Origin of the sequence: Qipengyuania sp. 902 (assembly GCF_051195295.1) — a bacterium.
Taxonomy (GTDB): domain Bacteria; phylum Pseudomonadota; class Alphaproteobacteria; order Sphingomonadales; family Sphingomonadaceae; genus Qipengyuania.
The window spans coordinates 73,334-90,307 of the sequence record NZ_JBNJLJ010000002.1 but is presented as its reverse complement, the minus strand read 5'-3'; the positions used below and the strand labels follow the sequence as shown (position 1 = coordinate 90,307).

Below are 16,974 nucleotides of genomic sequence, written 5' to 3'. Positions count from 1 at the left end.
ATTTAGCCTTTAAGGAGAGCAATTACGGAGACAGCAAGAGCTCCGAGAGAAATCCAATTCGACCAGTCCACGGCCTTCAAGCGTCCGATTAATGACCCTTCGTCGAGACGCTTAACCGCCATGACCGCAGCATCGTTGAACGCGAAATGCACAGACTTTTTTCCTTGCTCGGATACTTCGATCATCGATCCAAGGCCCTGACGCTGCCATTCTCTTCCAAGGGCAATAAGGGAGTCCAAACTCCTATTTGGAAAGAGCTCGGTCAGAGAAGGAATATGATAGCGATTTCGGAAAGACCATCTGACAGCTTGCTTTAAAAGCCTTTCCTCGGGATAGCTTGGTGGGAAATCAATGCTCACCCCAGCATCCCCACAAACTTCTCGAACAGGTAGAAGCTGTCTTGCGGGCCGGGGCTCGCCTCCGGGTGGTATTGCACTCCAAACGCCTTCTTGCCCTTGATCGAAATGCCGCAATTGGTGCCGTCGAACAGCGAGACGTGGGTCTGCTCCACCTCCGGCGGCAGCGTATCGCCGTCGACTGCGAAGCCGTGATTCATGCTGGTAATCTCGACGAGGCCCTCGCTTGTCCCCCAGCGCTCGCCCACGCGCTGGACCGGGTGGTTGGCGCCGCGGTGGCCCTGGAACATCTTGGCTGTCTTCGCCCCTGCCGCAAGGCCGAGCATCTGGTGGCCGAGGCAGATGCCGAACAGCGGAACGTCCGCGTCCAGCAGCCCCTTGATTACCGGCACGGCATATTCACCCGTCGCCGCCGGATCGCCCGGGCCGTTGGAGAGGAACACGCCATCGGGCTTGAGCCGCATGATCTCGTCGAGCGAGGTGCGCGCGGGCACCACCGTGACTTTCGCGCCGGCCTTCACGAGATTGCGGAAGATATTGTCCTTCGCGCCGTAATCGATCGCGACCACATGCGGCTTCGCATTGTCCGCCGCGCCGTAGCCGGTGCCGAGCTGCCAGTAGCCGCCGCGCCAATCCTCCAGCACCCCGCGCGTCACGCCGGGGACGAGGTCGAGCCCTTCCAGCCCGCTCCATTCCGCAGCCTGAGCCTTCAGCGCCTTCACATCGAATTGCCCGCGCGGGCTATGCGCGATCACTGCGTTCGGCGCGCCCGACAGGCGGATGCGGCGCGTCAGCGCGCGGGTGTCCACGCCCGACAGGCCGATCTTGCCATGGCTGACGCACCATTCGACGAATTCGTTCTGCGCGCGGAAATTGGAGTGCGGGGTCACCGCCTGCCGCACCACCAACCCGACCGCGCCGAGGCCGCGGCTTTCCACGTCCTCATCGTTCGCGCCGACATTGCCGATATGCGGGAAGGTGAAGGTGACGATCTGGCTGTCGTAGGAGGGATCGGTCATCACCTCCTGGTAACCGGTCATGGCGGTGTTGAAGCACACCTCCCCGACCGACGAGCCGGTCGCACCGAAGCCCTTCCCCCAGATACAGGTGCCGTCCGCGAGAACGAGCACGCCCGTCGCATTTTTGGGTTGCGCGTGCGAAAATACGGGCAGGGCCATGGGCTCTCCGAGTCAGGGGTTTTCCGGCGATGTCGCTAAGCCCCACCCGCTAAGGCCGGTTGGGGGTCCCGTCAAGCGGAACCCTTGGCATATCGGTGCACTGTTCTACATGGGCTGCGAACCATCCACAGATTACCGAACGGACCAGACATGCTGCGCGAGAAAATCCAGGCCGAAACCGTCACCGCCATGAAGGCGAAGGACAAGGAGCGCACTGCCGCGCTGCGCCTGATCGGGGCCAAGATCAAGGACCGCGATATCGAAGAAAGAGGCCTGAAAGCCAAAGCTGAAGGTCGGTCAGTCGAATACACAGCCGATCACGAACCGATGCCGCAGAAATCATACACACCTCCCGCTTCGGATGATGCGATGATCACCGACGTGCTGATGAAAATGGCCAAGCAGCGCCGCGAATCGATCGAGATGTACGAAGGCGGCGGGCGGCAGGAGCTGGCCGACAAGGAAAAGGCCGAACTCGCCGTGATCGAGGAGTTTCTGCCACAGCAGATGAGCGAGGACGAAACCCGCGCCGCCATCGCGCAGATCAAGGCGGACCTGGGTGCCGACGGCATGAAGGACATGGGCCGCGTGATGGGCGAGCTGAAGGCGCGCCATGGGGCATCGCTCGACATGAGTCGCGCCAGCGGTCTGGTGAAGGAGTCGCTGTCGTGAGGGCGCTCGCACTGATTGCGCTGCCGCTGGCACTTGTCGCCTGCAGCGAGCCTGCTCCCGAGCCGGAGCCGACCCCCACGCCCACCGTCGCGGCACCGCGCACGCTGGTCGGCGCCGATCTCGACCTGTCGACGCTGGGCGCGAAGATCGTCGGTCCGCAGGGGCCGGAGGTCGAGACGACGCTCAGCGCTGGCGGTCGCCAGCTCGGCACGATGGTCAGCTACGTCGCCTGCCCCGAGGGAGTCGGGGAATGCGTGCCGGGACAGATGCCGGAGGATACCGTCTACACCTATGTCCACCAGGTGACGCTGGCCGATGCGGACGAGGACGCGGCTGATGCCCAGCCCACCGAAGGGCCGGAAGTCCGCGAGACGCCGCCCACCCTGTTCCGCACGACCCAGCGAGCGCACGGCTTCAACCAGTCGGTCGGCTATGCCCTGGCACAGGTCGAGGAAGCCCTCGGCGATCCCGATGCGATCGCGATCAGCATCGACAACGGCAGCCTGATCTGGCGCGTCGTCGCGGGGTCCGGCTGGCAGCCCGGCACCACGCTGACCTTCTGGTGGCAGTCCACCCTGGCCCCAGCAGGCCCGGCGGACGCTTACCTGCTCGAAGTCGATGGCAATCAGGCGAGCGCCACTGGGCCATTCCCCGCCGAGCCGGAAAATCCGGCAGACGGGACCTCTGGCAACTAGCGATTCGGTGGGCGCGGCTGTAGGGATTTTCGCCCTATGGCCCTGTCACCCCAATGGCTCGACGAATTGCGCGCGCGGATCACATTGTCCGCAATAGTCGGTCGCACCACGCGGCTGACGAAAGCAGGTCGAGAGTACAAGGCGTGCTGCCCATTTCACAACGAACGCACACCCAGCTTCTACGTAAATGACGAAAAGGGCTTCTACCATTGCTTCGGCTGCGAGGCGCATGGCGACGCGATCCGTTGGCTGACCGACCAGCGCGGGATGCCGTTCATGGATGCAGTGAAAGAGCTGGCCGCCGAGGCCGGGATGGAAGTGCCCGCCCCCGATCCGCAGGCGGCCAAACGCGCCGAAAAGCGCGCCAGCCTGCATGATGTGACCGCGGCGGCGCAGGAGTGGTTTGAAAGCAATTTGCACGGCAGCGAGGGGACGGTGGCGCGCGGCTATCTCGGCAGGCGTGGCTTCTCCGAAGCAATTATGCGCGAGTTCGGCTTCGGCTACGCACCGGAGGACCGGCAGGCCCTCAAGCGCGCGCTTGGCAAGTTCGACGAGGACATGCTGATCGACGCCGGCATGCGCATCACGGTGGAGGACAAGGAGCCTTACGACCGCTTCCGCAGCCGGTTGATGCTGCCGATCCACGACACCCGCGGCCGGGTGATCGCCTTCGGCGGCCGCATCCTCGATGCCGAGGCCAATCCCAAGGCCCCGAAATACCTCAACAGCCCGGACACGCCGCTCTTCGACAAGGGCCGAACGCTTTACAATCTCCACCGCGCCGCCCCCGCCGCGCGGCAGAGCGGGCGGATGATCGTGGTCGAAGGCTATATGGACGCCATCGCGCTCGCCAATGCGGGAATCCGCGAGGCCGTTGCGCCCCTCGGCACGGCGCTCACCGAAAACCAGATCGAGCTGCTTTGGCGGCAGGTCGAGCGGCCGATCCTGTGCTTCGATGGCGACAATGCCGGTCAACGCGCAGCCATGCGTGCCATTTCGCGCGCCTTGCCCATGCTCCGCCCCGGCCATTCGCTCTCCATCGTGCGCTTGCCGGCTGGCATGGACCCCGACGACCTCATTCGCGAGAAAGGCGTCGGCGCGATCGAAGCCCTGCTCGAACAGCCTGCCAGTCTGCTCGACACGCTGTGGGAGTTCGAAAAGGCCGCGGGGCCGCTCACCTCGCCCGAAGACAAGGCCGGGCTGAAGGCACGGTTGCTCGACCATGTCGATGCGATCCAGCATCCCGACATCCGCGCCCTCTACAAGCGTGAGCTGCTGGAGCGCTTCTCCGCCTTCGCCTTCCCTCCGCGCCCGCAGCGCCAGTTCACGCCGCGCAGCGACTGGAAGAAGGGCGACTGGAAAGCGCGCGTTCCCACCCTCTCGCCGCAAACCGCCGACAAGCTGAAACGCGCCATCGCGGGCGGCTCACGCGATCTCTTCTCGCGCGCTGTCATTGCCGGGCTGGTGCGCTTTCCCGACCAGATCGTCCGCCACGAAGAAACCCTGGCCACTTTCGCCAGGCGTGACCAAAATGTCGGCCCCGCAATCGATTTGCTGCTCGAGGCCGCCGAAACGCTTGATTTAAACAGTGGATCGCCCATATCGCTCGAACGAGGCCTTCCCGCCCTGCCGGCTAAACCCAATTTCGCCTTCCTCGATGAGGGCACCGATCCGGATGAAGCGCGCGAGGATCTGGCCGAGGCCGTGTCGCTGCTGGTCGAGAGACCGGCGCTGGAATCCGCTCTGGCGGAGGCTACAGCGCGTTTCGATCGCGACCCGGAAGGCTCCATCGCCGAACAGGCCCGATTGCGTGAGCGCTTGCTGGTCCTTAACGAGCGATTGAAGCAGTTCGGGCGCAGGAAAGCGGCGGGACCGGACGATTCGGATTAGTGATTGCCGCGGAAGTGCACGCCGCGCGTAACGATAGATTGGGTTGACGTACTCTATGGCCACCAAGTCGAAGTCCACCGACAAGGACGACGCACCTCTGATCGACCTCAACGAGGCATCGATCAAGAAGCTGATCACCAAGGCGAAGAAGAAGGGCTACGTCACCTATGACGAGCTCAACGACGCTTTGCCGCAAGGCGAGATGAGTTCCGACCAGATCGAGGATATCCAGTCTGCCCTCTCCGACATGGGCGTGCAGATCGTCGAAAGCGACGAGGATGCCGAGGCGGCAGAGGACGAAGCCAACGAGGTCGAGGAAATCTCGATCGAGGGCAAGGCCGAAAAGAAGGACGCCAAGAAAGCCCCCGCTGCGGCCCCGAAGAAGCTGGCCGCCGGCGAACGCACGGACGATCCGGTGCGCATGTACTTGCGCGAAATGGGCGCCGTGGAGCTGCTCAGCCGCGAGGGCGAGATCGCCATCGCCAAGCGGATCGAAGCCGGCCGCGACATGATGATCATCGGATTGTGCCAGAGCCCGATCACCTTCCATGCCATCATCCAGTGGTCCGAAGCGCTCAATGCCGAGGAAATGCAGCTGCGCGAGATCCTCGATCTCGACGCCATGCTTTCCAAGGAACCGCCGGCCGACAAGATGGCCGAAGACGCGGAAGACGATGACGACGACGGCGAGATCTCCGAGGAAACCGCCGGCCCGACCATCCGCGACGACGACGAGGACGAGGATAGCGACGAGACCTCCGAAGACGAGGACGGCGAGGAAGGTTCGTCTAAGAAGGACGATGACGAGGACGAGGACAACACCATGTCCCTCGCCCAGATGGAAGCGGCGCTGAAGCCCGACGCGATCGAGCGCTTCGCCCGCATCACCGACCTGTTCGGCAAGTTCGAAAAGCTCCAGAAGGAACGGGTCGACCTGATGGCGAAGGGTGAGAACTTCACCGCCGCCAAGGAAAAGAAATACGAGGCGCTGAGCGAACAGCTCACTGCCGAAGTCGAAAGCGTCCAGTTCCACGCGACCAAGATCGAGTTTCTGGTCGACAACCTTTATGCCTTCAATCGCCGCCTGACCGCCCTTGGCGGCCAGATGCTGCGCTTGGCGGAGCGGCACAAAGTCAAGCGCGTCGATTTTCTCGATGCCTATATCGGCAACGAACTCGACGACACCTGGATGGACGACCGGGTCAAGAAGGACAAGAAATGGGCAGCCTTCGCCGAGAAGGAAGCCGACGCGATCGATCGCATCCGCACGGAAATCGCCGACATCGCCAGCCAGACCGGTATGGCGCTGGAGGAATTCCGCCGCATCGTGAACATGGTCCAGAAGGGCGAGCGCGAGGCGCGAATCGCAAAGAAGGAAATGGTCGAGGCGAACCTGCGCCTCGTCATCTCCATCGCGAAGAAATACACCAACCGCGGCCTGCAGTTCCTCGACCTGATCCAGGAAGGCAACATCGGCCTGATGAAGGCGGTCGACAAGTTCGAATACCGCCGCGGCTACAAGTTCAGCACCTACGCCACGTGGTGGATCCGGCAGGCCATCACTCGCTCGATCGCCGACCAGGCGCGCACGATCCGCATCCCGGTCCACATGATCGAGACGATCAACAAGCTGGTTCGCTGTTCGCGCCAGTTCCTGCATGATCAGGGCCGCGAACCGACGCCCGAAGAGATGGCGGAGAAGCTCTCCATGCCGCTCGAAAAGGTGCGCAAGGTGATGAAGATCGCCAAGGAGCCGATCAGCCTCGAAACGCCGATCGGCGACGAGGAGGATTCGCATCTCGGCGATTTCATCGAGGACAAGAACGCGATCATCCCTGTGGATGCGGCGATCCAGGCGAACCTCAAGGAAACGGTCACGCGCGTCCTTGCCAGCCTCACCCCGCGCGAAGAACGCGTGCTGCGTATGCGTTTCGGCATCGGCATGAACACGGATCACACGCTGGAGGAAGTCGGGCAGCAGTTCTCGGTGACCCGCGAACGTATCCGCCAGATCGAGGCCAAGGCCCTGCGCAAGCTCAAGCACCCGAGCCGCAGCCGCAAGATGCGTTCGTTCCTGGATCAGTAGGTTTGCGGTGCTCGGAATTGTGGCCGATAAAGCACACCTCTCTCCTGCTAGCTAAGATACAGGAACCGCTGGCCCGGCCGACCATTGAGCATCCACTGGGCAGGCGCAGCTGTCCGACATCTATTGTACGTCGCGTCTGGTGGGTCCGGAATGACAATCGATTTCCAATTGGTTCTGGCGAAATCCCCAAATCCCTATGTTCTGCTCGACCGAAACTTTTGCATTGAATGGGCGAACGACGCCTATCTGGCGGCGACCATGCGCGAGTTGGAGGACATCGTCGGACGCAATATGTTCGACGCTTTTCCGAGTGAAGGCGAACCGCGCCGTCAACTGACGAAGTCGCTGGAGAGAGTCCTAGAAACTGGCGAAGCCGACGAGATCGCGCATATTCGCTACGATATTCCCAGTAGTAACGGTGGCTTCGATGTTCATACCTGGAGCGCGACGCACACACCCATCCTCGACGAGGAGGAGCGCGTTACGCATATCCTTCAGCACACCGTCCGAATTACCGATCTCGACGAGGTAGAGGGACCAAGAAATGTCGCAGGGGTAGCTCGTCGGGCCGAAGCAGTCGAACAACGCTACCAAGGAGCCGCTCGCCAACTGGACCGTTTTAAGGCGATGCTCGAACAGGCCCCGGGTTTCGTCGCCGTTCTCGCAGGTAGGAACCACAAGTTCGTCATGGCCAATGCGGCCTATCGCCAATTAATCGGCGAGAGAAAACTTGACGGGAGGCCGGTTGCCGAAGCCTTGCCGGAGGTGGAGGCCCAGGGCTTCATTGATATTCTCGACCGCGTACGGGAAACTGGCCAACCCTATTTCGGCCAGAAGGAACGCGTGCTCCTCCAGGAAAAAAACAGCGATCGGCTCGAACCTCGCTTTCTCGAATTCATCTTCCAGCCGATACATGGAGAAGACGGGTTTCGAGGCATTCTCGTCCAAGGACACGATGTTACAGAGGAAGTTGCAGCAGAGGAGCAGCAAACCATCCTCATCAATGAACTCAATCACCGTGTGAAAAACACACTTGCGGTGGTTCAAGGCATTGCACAGCAGACTTTTCGCGACATGTCGCAAGTCCAAGAGCGTAAAGCCTTCACGGATCGGCTCAATGCCCTCGCGACCGCCCACAATCACCTGACTGCTCGCAATTGGGAGACGGCGGATATGGAGTCCGTTGTCCGCCAGGGACTGGAAGCCATAGCACCAGATGATCCCTCTCGGATTACAATCGAAGGTCCTTCGGTCCTTTTGCCCCCACAGATGGCCGTTTCCCTTGCGATGGTGATCCACGAACTTGGTACGAATGCGATAAAGTACGGTGCACTCTCAGCACCCGATGGCTCCGTCGACATTTCCTGGAGTACAGATTCTCAAGGGAATGATACCCGCCTGACCTTCGAATGGACCGAGTGGGGAGGTCCTGCAGCAACCCCGCCAAACCGTTCCGGATTCGGCACGCGGTTGATTGGCCGGGGTTTGGGAACGCCCGGCGGAAATGCTAGTCTCGATTTCCGCCCAGAAGGTCTGCACTATCAGTTGGATACAATCCTGTGATCCTTGCTGATCGCCACATTCTGGTGCTGGAAGATGAAGCAATTATCGCCTTCGGTCTTGAGGACATGCTTTTAGAGGTTGGCGCTAGCGTTGCGGTCGCGACCTCAATTACAGAAGCGTTTGCAATGCTTGCCGACAACGATTTCGATTTTGCGGTGCTGGACGTCAATCTTCACGGTGAAAAAAGCTATCCGGTGGCCGACCGGTTGATGGAAGCGGGCGTCGAGTTTATTTTTGCCACCGGTTATGGCGATGCCGAGCATCCGGAGCGTTTTCGCCAGGTCCCGACCGTTACCAAACCGTATAGCGTAGAGCAGATTCAGGCTGCCGCTTCATCTCCTCCGAGTTAAATTGCGCCGTTGAGGACAACGACACATTACGGTGGCACAGCAGGGGCTAAAGCATTATGGCCCCCACCATGCGTATCGCCATCGCCTCCGACCATGCCGCCATCGAACTCAAAGCCGAGCTGCGGGACTGGTTGATCGAGCAGGGCCACGAGGTCGCAGACCTCGGCCCGGAGACTACCGACAGCGTCGATTATCCCGATTTCGGCTACAAGCTCGCCAGCGTAATCGCAGATGGCACAGCCGAGCGCGGTGTTGCGCTGTGCGGATCGGGTATTGGTATCTCGATGAGCGCCAACCGCAATCCTGCTGTGCGCTGCGCTCTCGTTTCGGAGCCACTTTCCGCCAGCCTCGCCCGCGAGCATAACGACGCGAATTGCATCGCCATCGGTGCGCGCCTGACCGGCAGCGACATGGCCAGGGCCTGCCTCGCCGCCTTTCTCGAAACACAATTTGGCGGCGGCCGTCACCAGCGCCGCGTCGACAAGCTCTCAAACCCGGAATTCTGATCATGGCCACTCTCCCGAAGGACACCTCCCGCGAACAGCCTCGATCCCCTGGGGACCGCTTCTGGCACGATAGTCTCGCCGAGGCCGATCCCGAGATCTACGGCGCGATCCGCAAGGAGCTAGCGCGGCAGCAGGATAAAATCGAGCTGATCGCGAGCGAGAACATCGCCTCGACCGCCGTGCTTGAAGCGACCGGCAGCGTGTTTACCAACAAATACGCCGAGGGTTATCCGGGCAAGCGCTACTATGGCGGCTGCGACTATGCCGACGTGGTCGAGACGCTGGCGATCGAGCGTGCGAAAGAACTGTTCGGCTGCAATTTCGCCAATGTGCAGCCCAATTCGGGCAGCCAGATGAACCAGGCCGTCTTCCTCGCCCTGCTGCAGCCGGGCGATACCTTCATGGGCCTCGACCTCAATTCGGGCGGTCACCTGACGCATGGCTCGCCGGTCAACATGAGCGGCAAGTGGTTCAATCCGGTCAGCTATGGCGTCCGGCAGGACGATGAACTGATTGACATGGACGCCGTGATGGTCACCGCGAAGGAGCACAAGCCCAAGCTCATCATCGCTGGAGGCACCGCCTACTCGCGCGTGTGGGACTGGGAGGCCTTCCGCAAGGTCGCGGACGAGGTCGGCGCATACCTGATGGTGGACATGAGCCACATCTCCGGCCTCGTGGCGGGCGGCGCGCACCCCTCGCCCTTCCCGCATGCCGATATCGTGACCACCACGACCCACAAGAGCCTGCGCGGTCCGCGTTCCGGCGTGATTCTGTGGAATGACGAGAAATACACCAAGCCGATCAACATGGCCGTTTTTCCCGGTATGCAGGGCGGCCCGCTGATGCATGTCGTTGCCGCCAAGGCGGTCGCCTTCGGCGAGGCGCTGCGGCCGGACTTCAAGGATTACGCACGGCGCGTGATCGACAACGCCCGCGCGCTGGCCAAGAGCATCGAGGCGAACGGCCTGCGGGTCGTTTCCGGCGGCACGGACAACCACTCCATGCTGGTCGACCTCACCGCCAAGGACGTGACGGGCAAGGCTGCCGAAGCAGGTCTCGACCGGGCATGGCTGACCTGCAACAAGAACGGCATTCCGTTCGACACCCGCAGCCCCTTTGTCACTAGCGGCGTCCGCCTCGGCACGCCGGCGGGGACTACGCGCGGTTTCGGGCCTGCGGAATTCGAGCAGATCGGCAAGCTTATAACGGAAGTCGTCGACGGCTTGTCGAATAACGGTCCCGAAGGCGACGCGCAGGTGGAAGATAGCGTGCGCAATCGCGTGAGCGAGCTGTGCGCTAAATTCCCCGTCTATCCCGGAAGGTAAAGCGATGAGCCAGGACGATTACGACAAGGGTTATGATCTGGGCGAGCGCGCCCGGAGCGAGGCGAAGGCCATGGCCAAGGAAGGCATGAGCCACCCCTCTACCAAGCCGGTGCTGACCGGCGCAGCCATCGGCGTGGTCGCCGCGGCGCTGCTACCGGTAGTCACCTGGCCGATCGGTCTGGCAGCCGGCGCGGGATACGCATTCTACAACAGGATCAAGAAGTAACCACCTGAATGCGCTGCCCTTTCTGTGCCCATGACGACAGCCAGGTTAAGGACAGTCGTCCGACCGAGGATTCCACCTCGATCCGCCGCCGCCGCCAGTGTTCGAGCTGCGGCGCGCGTTTCACCACGTTCGAGCGCGTGCAGCTGCGCGAAGTGACCGTCGTCAAGTCCGGCGATCGCCGACAACCGTTCGACCGCGCCAAGCTGGAGCAGTCGATCACTCTCGCCTGCCGCAAGCGCGATGTTCCGCAAGAGCGCATCGACCAGTTGGCGAGCGGGATCCAGCGGCAGGTCGAAACGGCAGGCGAAGCCGAGATCGCCTCGCAGCGGATCGGCGAGATGGTAATGGACGGCCTGCGCCAGATCGACAGCGTTGCCTATATCCGCTTCGCCAGCGTCTATCGCGACTTCAGCGAGGCTCGGGATTTCGAAGAGTTCGCCAGTACGGTGCAGGACGCGGCGAATGAGCGAAGCTGACACGCGCAAGCCGGTGGTCGTGCTCGTCCGGCCGCAACTGGGCGAAAATATCGGCAAGGCGGCCCGGGCGATGCTCAATTTCGGGCTGACGGAGCTGCGCCTGGTCGAGCCCCGCGATGGCTGGCCCAATCCTTCGGCGGGTCCGGCCGCCGCGGGTGCCGATATCCTGCTCGAACGAACGAAAGTCTACGCTACCACCGTAGAAGCGGTCGCCGATTGCGCGCATGTCTACGCCACTACAGTCCGCAAGCGCGGCGTCACCAAACCGGTCGTGACGCCCGAGGAAGCCGCGCGCGAAATGGTCGAAAATGTCGGCCGCAGCGCCTTCCTGTTCGGCCCCGAGCGCTCGGGCCTCGAAACCGACGACGTCGCCCTTGCCCGCGCAATCCTGACTGTGCCGATCAACCCTGACTTCGGCTCGCTCAACCTGGCGCAAGCAGTGATCCTTTGTGCTTACGAATGGTCGAAGCACGAAACGCTGGTGCAGCCGACGCAGGAAGATCTGCTGCCTCCCGCGCCGCAGGACGAGCTCGAAGGTCTGATCGACCACCTCGACCGCATGCTCGAACCGAAGGGCTATTTCCTGCCCGAAAGCCGAGCGGAAGCGACGCGGCGAACCTTGCGCGGGGTGTTGACCAAGCCGGGCTGGAACCACCTCGAGGTTCGCACCCTGCGCGGTGTGCTGTCATCGCTCCAGCGCGAGCCTAAGCCCTGATGCGGTCCCATTCCTCGAGTTCGTAAGCGATCGAGGTTTCGACCAGAAGTTCCCAGATTTCGCCAATCTTCTCGGATGGAAGCCCGCGTGCGTCGGCGTCCGCCACCGTATTTTCGATGACTTGCGCCTTTCTCGCTTCATCGCGCACGACATTGCGGTCGGTCTTGATGCGGGCGGCGGCACGCATATAGCCGAAGCGGCGGTTGAGCAGTTCCATCAGCTGCCGGTCGGTGGTATCGACCCCGAGCCGCACTTCGCCCATGTCGGTGCAGTCCTCGGGGAGCTTGATTGTGTCGTTCATGGCGGTGCGCACTGCCCTCCCCGCACCGCTTTGTCGAGCGCCTATCTCGGTGCTTGACGAATGGCGCAAAACTGCTATTCGCGCGCCTCGCTAATTGGCCCCGCACCCCGGTGAAGCGGTGGCCGCGCCGGACCTCATGGTTTGACGGTGCGATGCCGGGTTGGATGGCGGGCACCAGGTCCGCTCAGCAAATCGAAGGAAAGACTTATGTCGAAGCGCAAGAGCGCCAAGTACAAACTCGACCGCCGGATGGGTGAAAACATCTGGGGTCGCCCGAATTCCCCGGTCAACAAGCGTTCCTACGGTCCCGGTCAGCACGGCCAGCGCCGCAAGGGCAAGATGTCCGACTTCGGCCTGCAGCTGCGCGCCAAGCAGAAGCTGAAGGGCTATTACGGCGACGTTACCGAAAAGCAGTTCAAGCGCACCTATACCGAAGCGTCCAAGATGAAGGGCGACACCGGCCAGAACCTGATCGGCCTGCTCGAGCAGCGCCTCGACATGGTCGTCTATCGTGCCAAGTTCGCGCCGACCATCTTCGCCGCCCGCCAGATCGTGAGCCACGGCCACATCTACCTGAACGGCGTGAAGACCAATGTCGCCTCGGCTCGCGTAAAGGTCGGCGACGTCGTCAGCCTCGGCAAGAAGGCGCAGGACATGGCGCTGGTGATCGAAGCGCAGAGCCTGCCCGAGCGTGAAATTCCCGACTACGTCGCGCCCGATGGCACCGACAAGGTGACCTTCACCCGCGTCCCGAAGCTCGATGAAGTGCCCTATCCGGTCACCATGGAACCGAACCTCGTGGTCGAGTTCTACTCGCGCTAAGATCCGACGATATCGTCACGAAAGGGGCGGTCCTGCGGGGCCGCCCTTTTTCGTTGCTATTCGTCGCGTTTTCAGGAGGTTGGCCGGAACCAGCTGCCATTTTGAGACTTCCGATGATACTATGACACAATATCGCTTCGTGACGCCGAATCGGCGCGGAAAATGGTACGATAACCTGCGTGACGCGCAGTCCTTCGCCAATGCAATCGGTGCCGGCTTTCTCGACGCGGCGGGCCGTTTCGTGCCCTACCGCGGCACGATCCTCGAAATGCGGGAGAAGTCGGCGGCTTAAGCGGTCAGCGGCCAGACGCAACCCTGAGCGCACCGAAGATAATTATGACCGCGGTGGCGGTTATCAGAGCGCCCCACACCCAGTAGGGCAGCAGCAACGCTTCCTCGATCGCTCCGGTGTCGGACGTGATGAACTCGCCTCCGACATACCCACCTTCGCTGAAGAGATAGCCCAGATCTCGCCACACGCTGATCGCCGCTTGTACGCCTAGTAATTCTATTGCGAAGCGCTGAGATTTGCGACTGCCCCAAAGTGCGGCAGCAACGCAGATCGCAGCGAACGCGGGCAGGATGATCCACCCGGCCAGCGATCGCACCCAGACGATCGTGGATATGGCGAGGACGACTCCGAGCCCAGTGAGCAGAACGCGAGTAGCGGCGGGACTGCGCGAACCGACAATGAGCAGCGATCCTGCAACCGAGGGTCCAAGCAAGCCGACAGCCGCAGTAAGCGCACGGGACAGCCGCGAAGGCTCACCCGGCCAGGACGATAGCGCGTAACCCGACCCGTTCGGGAAGATCACCAGCTCGTCGAACCGTGCGCCCAGCGCCATGGACGTCAGGCCATGACCCATCTCGTGAAACCAGGTGGCCAGCAGCGAGAACGGGTAAAGCACCAATTGGCCGAAAGGCACCTGCCACAACACGACCGTGATGATGGCGATCACTAGCAAATAGCTCTCCTGCCTGGGAGCGACCTTAGCTTGCGGTAGCGACCACGCCGCAGCTGGAGGAGCCGATTGTCGGTTTCGCCGAGAGAATGGGGCCATCCTGCCTAGCTATGAACTGCCGGCCAGATAGTCACGCCGGAAGTCGCTGGCGAAGGCAGCGAAGCGACCTTCCCCGATCGCATCGCGCATCGCCTGCATCAGCTGCTGGTAGAAGGCGATGTTGTGCTCGGTCATTAGCATCGCGCCGAGAATTTCCTGCGAGCGGACGAGGTGATGGATATAGGCCCGCGAGTAGGTACCGCATGTGTCGCAGCTGCAATGATTGTCGAGCGGCTCCTGGTCCTCGGCAAAGCGCGCATTGCGCAGGTTGATCGGACCGTCCCAGGTGAAGGCCTGCCCGTTGCGGCCCGACCGGCTCGGCAGCACACAATCGAACATGTCGACCCCGCGCTCGACCGCACCGACCAAGTCGTCGGGCTTGCCCACGCCCATCAGGTAGCGCGGGCGGTCATGCGGCAACTGGCCCGGCGCGAAATCGAGCGTCGCGAACATCGCCTCCTGCCCCTCGCCCACGGCGAGCCCGCCGATGGCATACCCGTCGAAGCCGATGTCGATGAGTTTCTGGGCGCTGATTTTGCGCAATTCCTCGTCCAGCGCACCCTGCTGGATGCCGAACAGGGCCGAGCGGGCGGAGTGCTCCCCACTGCTGTCGAAGCCATTACGGCTGCGCCTCGCCCAGCGCATCGACATTTCCATGCTCGCCGCGATCTCGTCGCGCGGGCGGTCGGCGCGCGGGCATTCGTCGAAGGCCATCACGATATCGCTGCCGAGCAGCCGTTGGATCTCCATCGAGCGCTCGGGCGTGAGCATGTGCTTGGACCCGTCGAGATGGCTGCGAAACTCGACGCCCTCTTCGGTCAGCTTGCGCAGGTCGGACAGGCTCATAACTTGATAGCCACCGCTGTCGGTCAGGATCGGGCGATCCCAGTTCATGAATCTATGCAGCCCGCCGAGCCGCGCGACCCGCTCTGCACCCGGTCGCAGCATCAAATGGTAGGTGTTGCCGAGAATGATGTCGGCCCCGGTCTTGCGGACCGTCTCGGGTTTCATTGCCTTGACCGTTGCGGCGGTACCCACGGGCATGAAGGCCGGCGTGCGGATTTCGCCGCGCTGCATGGCAATTACGCCCGTGCGTGCAGCCCCATCGGTCGCTTCGATGGTGAACGCAAATCTCGGCGCCATGGCTAGAACCCGTAGACCAGCGTGGCTCGGGTGAGCGTATCGGTAGAGACCTTGCCCACCGGCGGATTGCTGTCGTAGTCGATTTGGTATGACATGCGCGCGCGAACCTTGTCGCTGACCTTGAAATCGAGCCCGGTGATCAGGTTGAGCGTCGTGTTCGAACTGTCGATGATCACGGTCGCGGCGCCGCCCGTTTCCGTCACGGCGTTCGCATCCTGTGTGAACGTCAGCCGCTCGAAAATCCTCCAGTCGAAGTCGAACCCTGCAAGGGCGGCGATGCTGCTCTCGGTCCGGCCGTCGGTATATTCGGTCACTCGGAAGGCGGGCCCCGCCTTTACGGCCAGCTTGAATTTGTCGCTGTCCGCCACCTGATAGCCGAGCCCGCCGCTGACGGCGTAGCGCGCGTCGATGCCCTGCCGCTCGTCGAACTCGTACTGGGCGAGACCATAGGCGAAGATGTCCTCGCCGAATTCCCAGCGAGGTTCGTAAGCGGCGAACAATTGCTTGCGGCTCGTGATGCCGTTCTGGCGCTGAAAATCGAAGCGCGCGCGCAGGCGGTGGGACCAGTCGATCCCCTCGCGCGTCAGCTTCAGTCCTGCCGCGAGGCCGACCGTGTCGCTGTTTCCGCTCGACTGGAAGCCGCCGAGCTCGCCCTCCCCCTTCCACCGATCGAAGACGCCCGCGGTGCGGATTGCCTGTTCCTTCGCTTCCTCCACCGTTGCGAGACGCTGCGCCTTGTCCGCTTTCCACGCGGATTCGATGGCCGCGATCTGCGCAGCGTCATCGGGCCACGTCTTGCGTGCGAGTTCGAGAACGGTCGCGATCTTCGCGTCGTCTTTGGTCGCAAGGGCTGCGTCGATCATCTGCTGCGCGCCGTCGGGAAGCTCCGCTTGGAGAGGCGCAGCCAATGTCACGCATGCAAGCAATCCAAGGCGAAAGATACGGGCGTAGATCATGGCCAAGCGCCTAGCGTTCCATGTCCGGTCCCGCAAATGCGAAAGGCCGACCCCCGCAAGGAGACCGGCCCGTCGTTGCATCACTGCGACGATCAGAAGCGCAGGCCGACGCCGACCGTTGCGCGCATCGTGTCGAAGCTGATCGTGTCGAGATTGCCGCGCACGAAAGCACGACCGACCGGAACATCTGCGCCGATGCCGACGAGGTAGTCGCTCTCGGTGTCGTCGATGCCGTCGAAATCGATCGAATCGTCGTTGATGATTTCGCTGTAGTCGACCTTAATCGCCTGGATGCCGGCACGGCCATAGATCTTCGCCCCCCCCGGCACGCTGAAGCCAAGACGGGCGTTCGCGCCGTAATCGCCGTCCAGCGCGTCGGTGCCGAAATTGTAGTTGGCTTCCGCGCCGATGAAAAGCGCGGGGCCGACAGGCACGTCGTAGCCGGCGAAGACGCCGAAGATCGGGCTCGAATCGTCGAGCTCGAGGCCCGTGCCGATGTCTTCCAGTTCATCGTCAAGGCCCAGGTCGTGAACACCGGCCTGGACGCCGATGAAGCCGTTACCCGGCACCACGTCCTGCGCCTGCGCAGCGCTCGGCAGCGCGATGGCTGCTGCGGCAGCGGCGGTGATGAATGCGATTTTCTTCATGTT

20 protein-coding genes are annotated in these 16,974 nt (G+C 62.4%); 13 read left to right on the top strand and 7 right to left on the bottom strand.

Features of this window, described 5'->3' with window-relative positions; genetic code table 11:
- Nucleotides 1-2 precede the first annotated feature (2 nt).
- A complete protein-coding gene (locus ACSH0F_RS05510) occupies nt 3-359 on the bottom strand; it encodes a hypothetical protein (RefSeq protein WP_435200739.1) in 357 nt (118 codons plus the stop codon).
- Nucleotides 356-1,534 (bottom strand): glutamine-hydrolyzing carbamoyl-phosphate synthase small subunit, encoded by a 1,179-nt coding sequence (gene carA / locus ACSH0F_RS05505; protein WP_435200737.1) that lies wholly within the window; start codon nt 1,532-1,534, stop codon nt 356-358. The genes ACSH0F_RS05510 and carA overlap by 4 nt, the downstream gene beginning before the upstream one ends.
- Before the next feature lie 150 nt (nt 1,535-1,684).
- Here carA and ACSH0F_RS05500 point away from each other — a divergent pair, with 150 nt between their 5' ends.
- The 11 genes from ACSH0F_RS05500 to ACSH0F_RS05450 all read left to right on the top strand — a co-directional run bounded on the left by ACSH0F_RS05500 (nt 1,685) and on the right by ACSH0F_RS05450 (nt 12,041).
- A complete protein-coding gene (locus ACSH0F_RS05500; RefSeq protein ID WP_435200735.1) occupies nt 1,685-2,206 on the top strand; it encodes a GatB/YqeY domain-containing protein in 522 nt (173 codons plus the stop codon).
- Nucleotides 2,203-2,901 carry a hypothetical protein gene (locus ACSH0F_RS05495; RefSeq protein ID WP_435200733.1) on the top strand — a complete coding sequence of 233 codons (699 nt, stop codon included), beginning with the start codon at nt 2,203-2,205 and terminating at the stop codon, nt 2,899-2,901. The genes ACSH0F_RS05500 and ACSH0F_RS05495 overlap by 4 nt, the downstream gene beginning before the upstream one ends.
- Before the next feature lie 36 nt (nt 2,902-2,937).
- A complete protein-coding gene (gene dnaG / locus ACSH0F_RS05490; protein WP_435200731.1) occupies nt 2,938-4,791 on the top strand; it encodes a DNA primase in 1,854 nt (617 codons plus the stop codon).
- 55 nt (nt 4,792-4,846) lie between these two features.
- Nucleotides 4,847-6,877: an RNA polymerase sigma factor RpoD gene (gene rpoD, locus ACSH0F_RS05485; protein ID WP_435200729.1), complete on the top strand. Its 2,031-nt coding sequence runs from the start codon at nt 4,847-4,849 to the stop codon at nt 6,875-6,877.
- A gap of 150 nt (nt 6,878-7,027) precedes the next feature.
- The gene (locus ACSH0F_RS05480) at nt 7,028-8,440 is read left to right on the top strand and encodes a sensor histidine kinase (protein ID WP_435200727.1); all 1,413 of its coding nucleotides are present in this window, start codon (nt 7,028-7,030) and stop codon (nt 8,438-8,440) included.
- The gene (locus tag ACSH0F_RS05475) at nt 8,437-8,790 is read left to right on the top strand and encodes a response regulator (RefSeq protein WP_435200725.1); all 354 of its coding nucleotides are present in this window, start codon (nt 8,437-8,439) and stop codon (nt 8,788-8,790) included. Before ACSH0F_RS05480 ends, ACSH0F_RS05475 begins: the two co-directional genes overlap by 4 nt.
- A 68-nt stretch (nt 8,791-8,858) precedes the next feature.
- Nucleotides 8,859-9,296, top strand: a complete 438-nt coding sequence (rpiB, locus tag ACSH0F_RS05470) for a ribose 5-phosphate isomerase B (RefSeq protein ID WP_435200723.1) — start codon at nt 8,859-8,861, stop codon at nt 9,294-9,296.
- Between the two features lie 2 nt (nt 9,297-9,298).
- On the top strand, nt 9,299-10,624 hold the full coding sequence (gene glyA / locus ACSH0F_RS05465; protein ID WP_435200721.1) for a serine hydroxymethyltransferase: 1,326 nt from the start codon (nt 9,299-9,301) through the stop codon (nt 10,622-10,624).
- A 4-nt stretch (nt 10,625-10,628) separates the two neighbouring features.
- Nucleotides 10,629-10,850, top strand: coding sequence for a hypothetical protein (locus ACSH0F_RS05460; RefSeq protein ID WP_435200719.1), 222 nt, complete (start codon nt 10,629-10,631; stop codon nt 10,848-10,850).
- A gap of 8 nt (nt 10,851-10,858) precedes the next feature.
- Nucleotides 10,859-11,326: a transcriptional regulator NrdR gene (gene nrdR, locus ACSH0F_RS05455; RefSeq protein ID WP_278328757.1), complete on the top strand. Its 468-nt coding sequence runs from the start codon at nt 10,859-10,861 to the stop codon at nt 11,324-11,326.
- Complete coding sequence (locus tag ACSH0F_RS05450) at nt 11,313-12,041, top strand: RNA methyltransferase (RefSeq protein ID WP_435200716.1); 729 nt, start codon at nt 11,313-11,315, stop codon at nt 12,039-12,041. Before nrdR ends, ACSH0F_RS05450 begins: the two co-directional genes overlap by 14 nt.
- Here ACSH0F_RS05450 and ACSH0F_RS05445 read toward each other — a convergent pair.
- Nucleotides 12,031-12,342 carry a chorismate mutase gene (locus tag ACSH0F_RS05445; RefSeq protein ID WP_435200714.1) on the bottom strand — a complete coding sequence of 104 codons (312 nt, stop codon included), beginning with the start codon at nt 12,340-12,342 and terminating at the stop codon, nt 12,031-12,033. The two genes, ACSH0F_RS05450 and ACSH0F_RS05445, sit on opposite strands and share 11 nt — an antisense overlap.
- A gap of 207 nt (nt 12,343-12,549) precedes the next feature.
- Between ACSH0F_RS05445 and rpsD the strand changes: the two genes are divergently transcribed.
- Together rpsD and ACSH0F_RS05435 are read left to right on the top strand one after the other, a co-directional pair.
- A complete protein-coding gene (rpsD, locus tag ACSH0F_RS05440) occupies nt 12,550-13,164 on the top strand; it encodes a 30S ribosomal protein S4 (RefSeq protein WP_278328760.1) in 615 nt (204 codons plus the stop codon).
- A gap of 121 nt (nt 13,165-13,285) precedes the next feature.
- Nucleotides 13,286-13,456, top strand: coding sequence for a hypothetical protein (locus ACSH0F_RS05435; protein WP_278328761.1), 171 nt, complete (start codon nt 13,286-13,288; stop codon nt 13,454-13,456).
- 4 nt (nt 13,457-13,460) lie between these two features.
- Here the strand turns inward: ACSH0F_RS05435 and ACSH0F_RS05430 are convergent, their stop codons facing one another.
- From ACSH0F_RS05430 to ACSH0F_RS05415, 4 genes are all read right to left on the bottom strand, one after another.
- The gene (locus ACSH0F_RS05430) at nt 13,461-14,123 is read right to left on the bottom strand and encodes a M50 family metallopeptidase (protein WP_435200711.1); all 663 of its coding nucleotides are present in this window, start codon (nt 14,121-14,123) and stop codon (nt 13,461-13,463) included.
- Nucleotides 14,124-14,234: 111 nt separating this feature from the next.
- Nucleotides 14,235-15,368, bottom strand: coding sequence for a tRNA guanosine(34) transglycosylase Tgt (gene tgt, locus ACSH0F_RS05425; RefSeq protein ID WP_435200709.1), 1,134 nt, complete (start codon nt 15,366-15,368; stop codon nt 14,235-14,237).
- A 2-nt stretch (nt 15,369-15,370) separates the two neighbouring features.
- Complete coding sequence (locus ACSH0F_RS05420) at nt 15,371-16,324, bottom strand: DUF481 domain-containing protein (protein WP_435200707.1); 954 nt, start codon at nt 16,322-16,324, stop codon at nt 15,371-15,373.
- Nucleotides 16,325-16,416: 92 nt separating this feature from the next.
- Nucleotides 16,417-16,971, bottom strand: a complete 555-nt coding sequence (locus ACSH0F_RS05415; RefSeq protein ID WP_435200705.1) for an outer membrane protein — start codon at nt 16,969-16,971, stop codon at nt 16,417-16,419.
- Between the last annotated feature and the right edge of the window lie 3 nt (nt 16,972-16,974).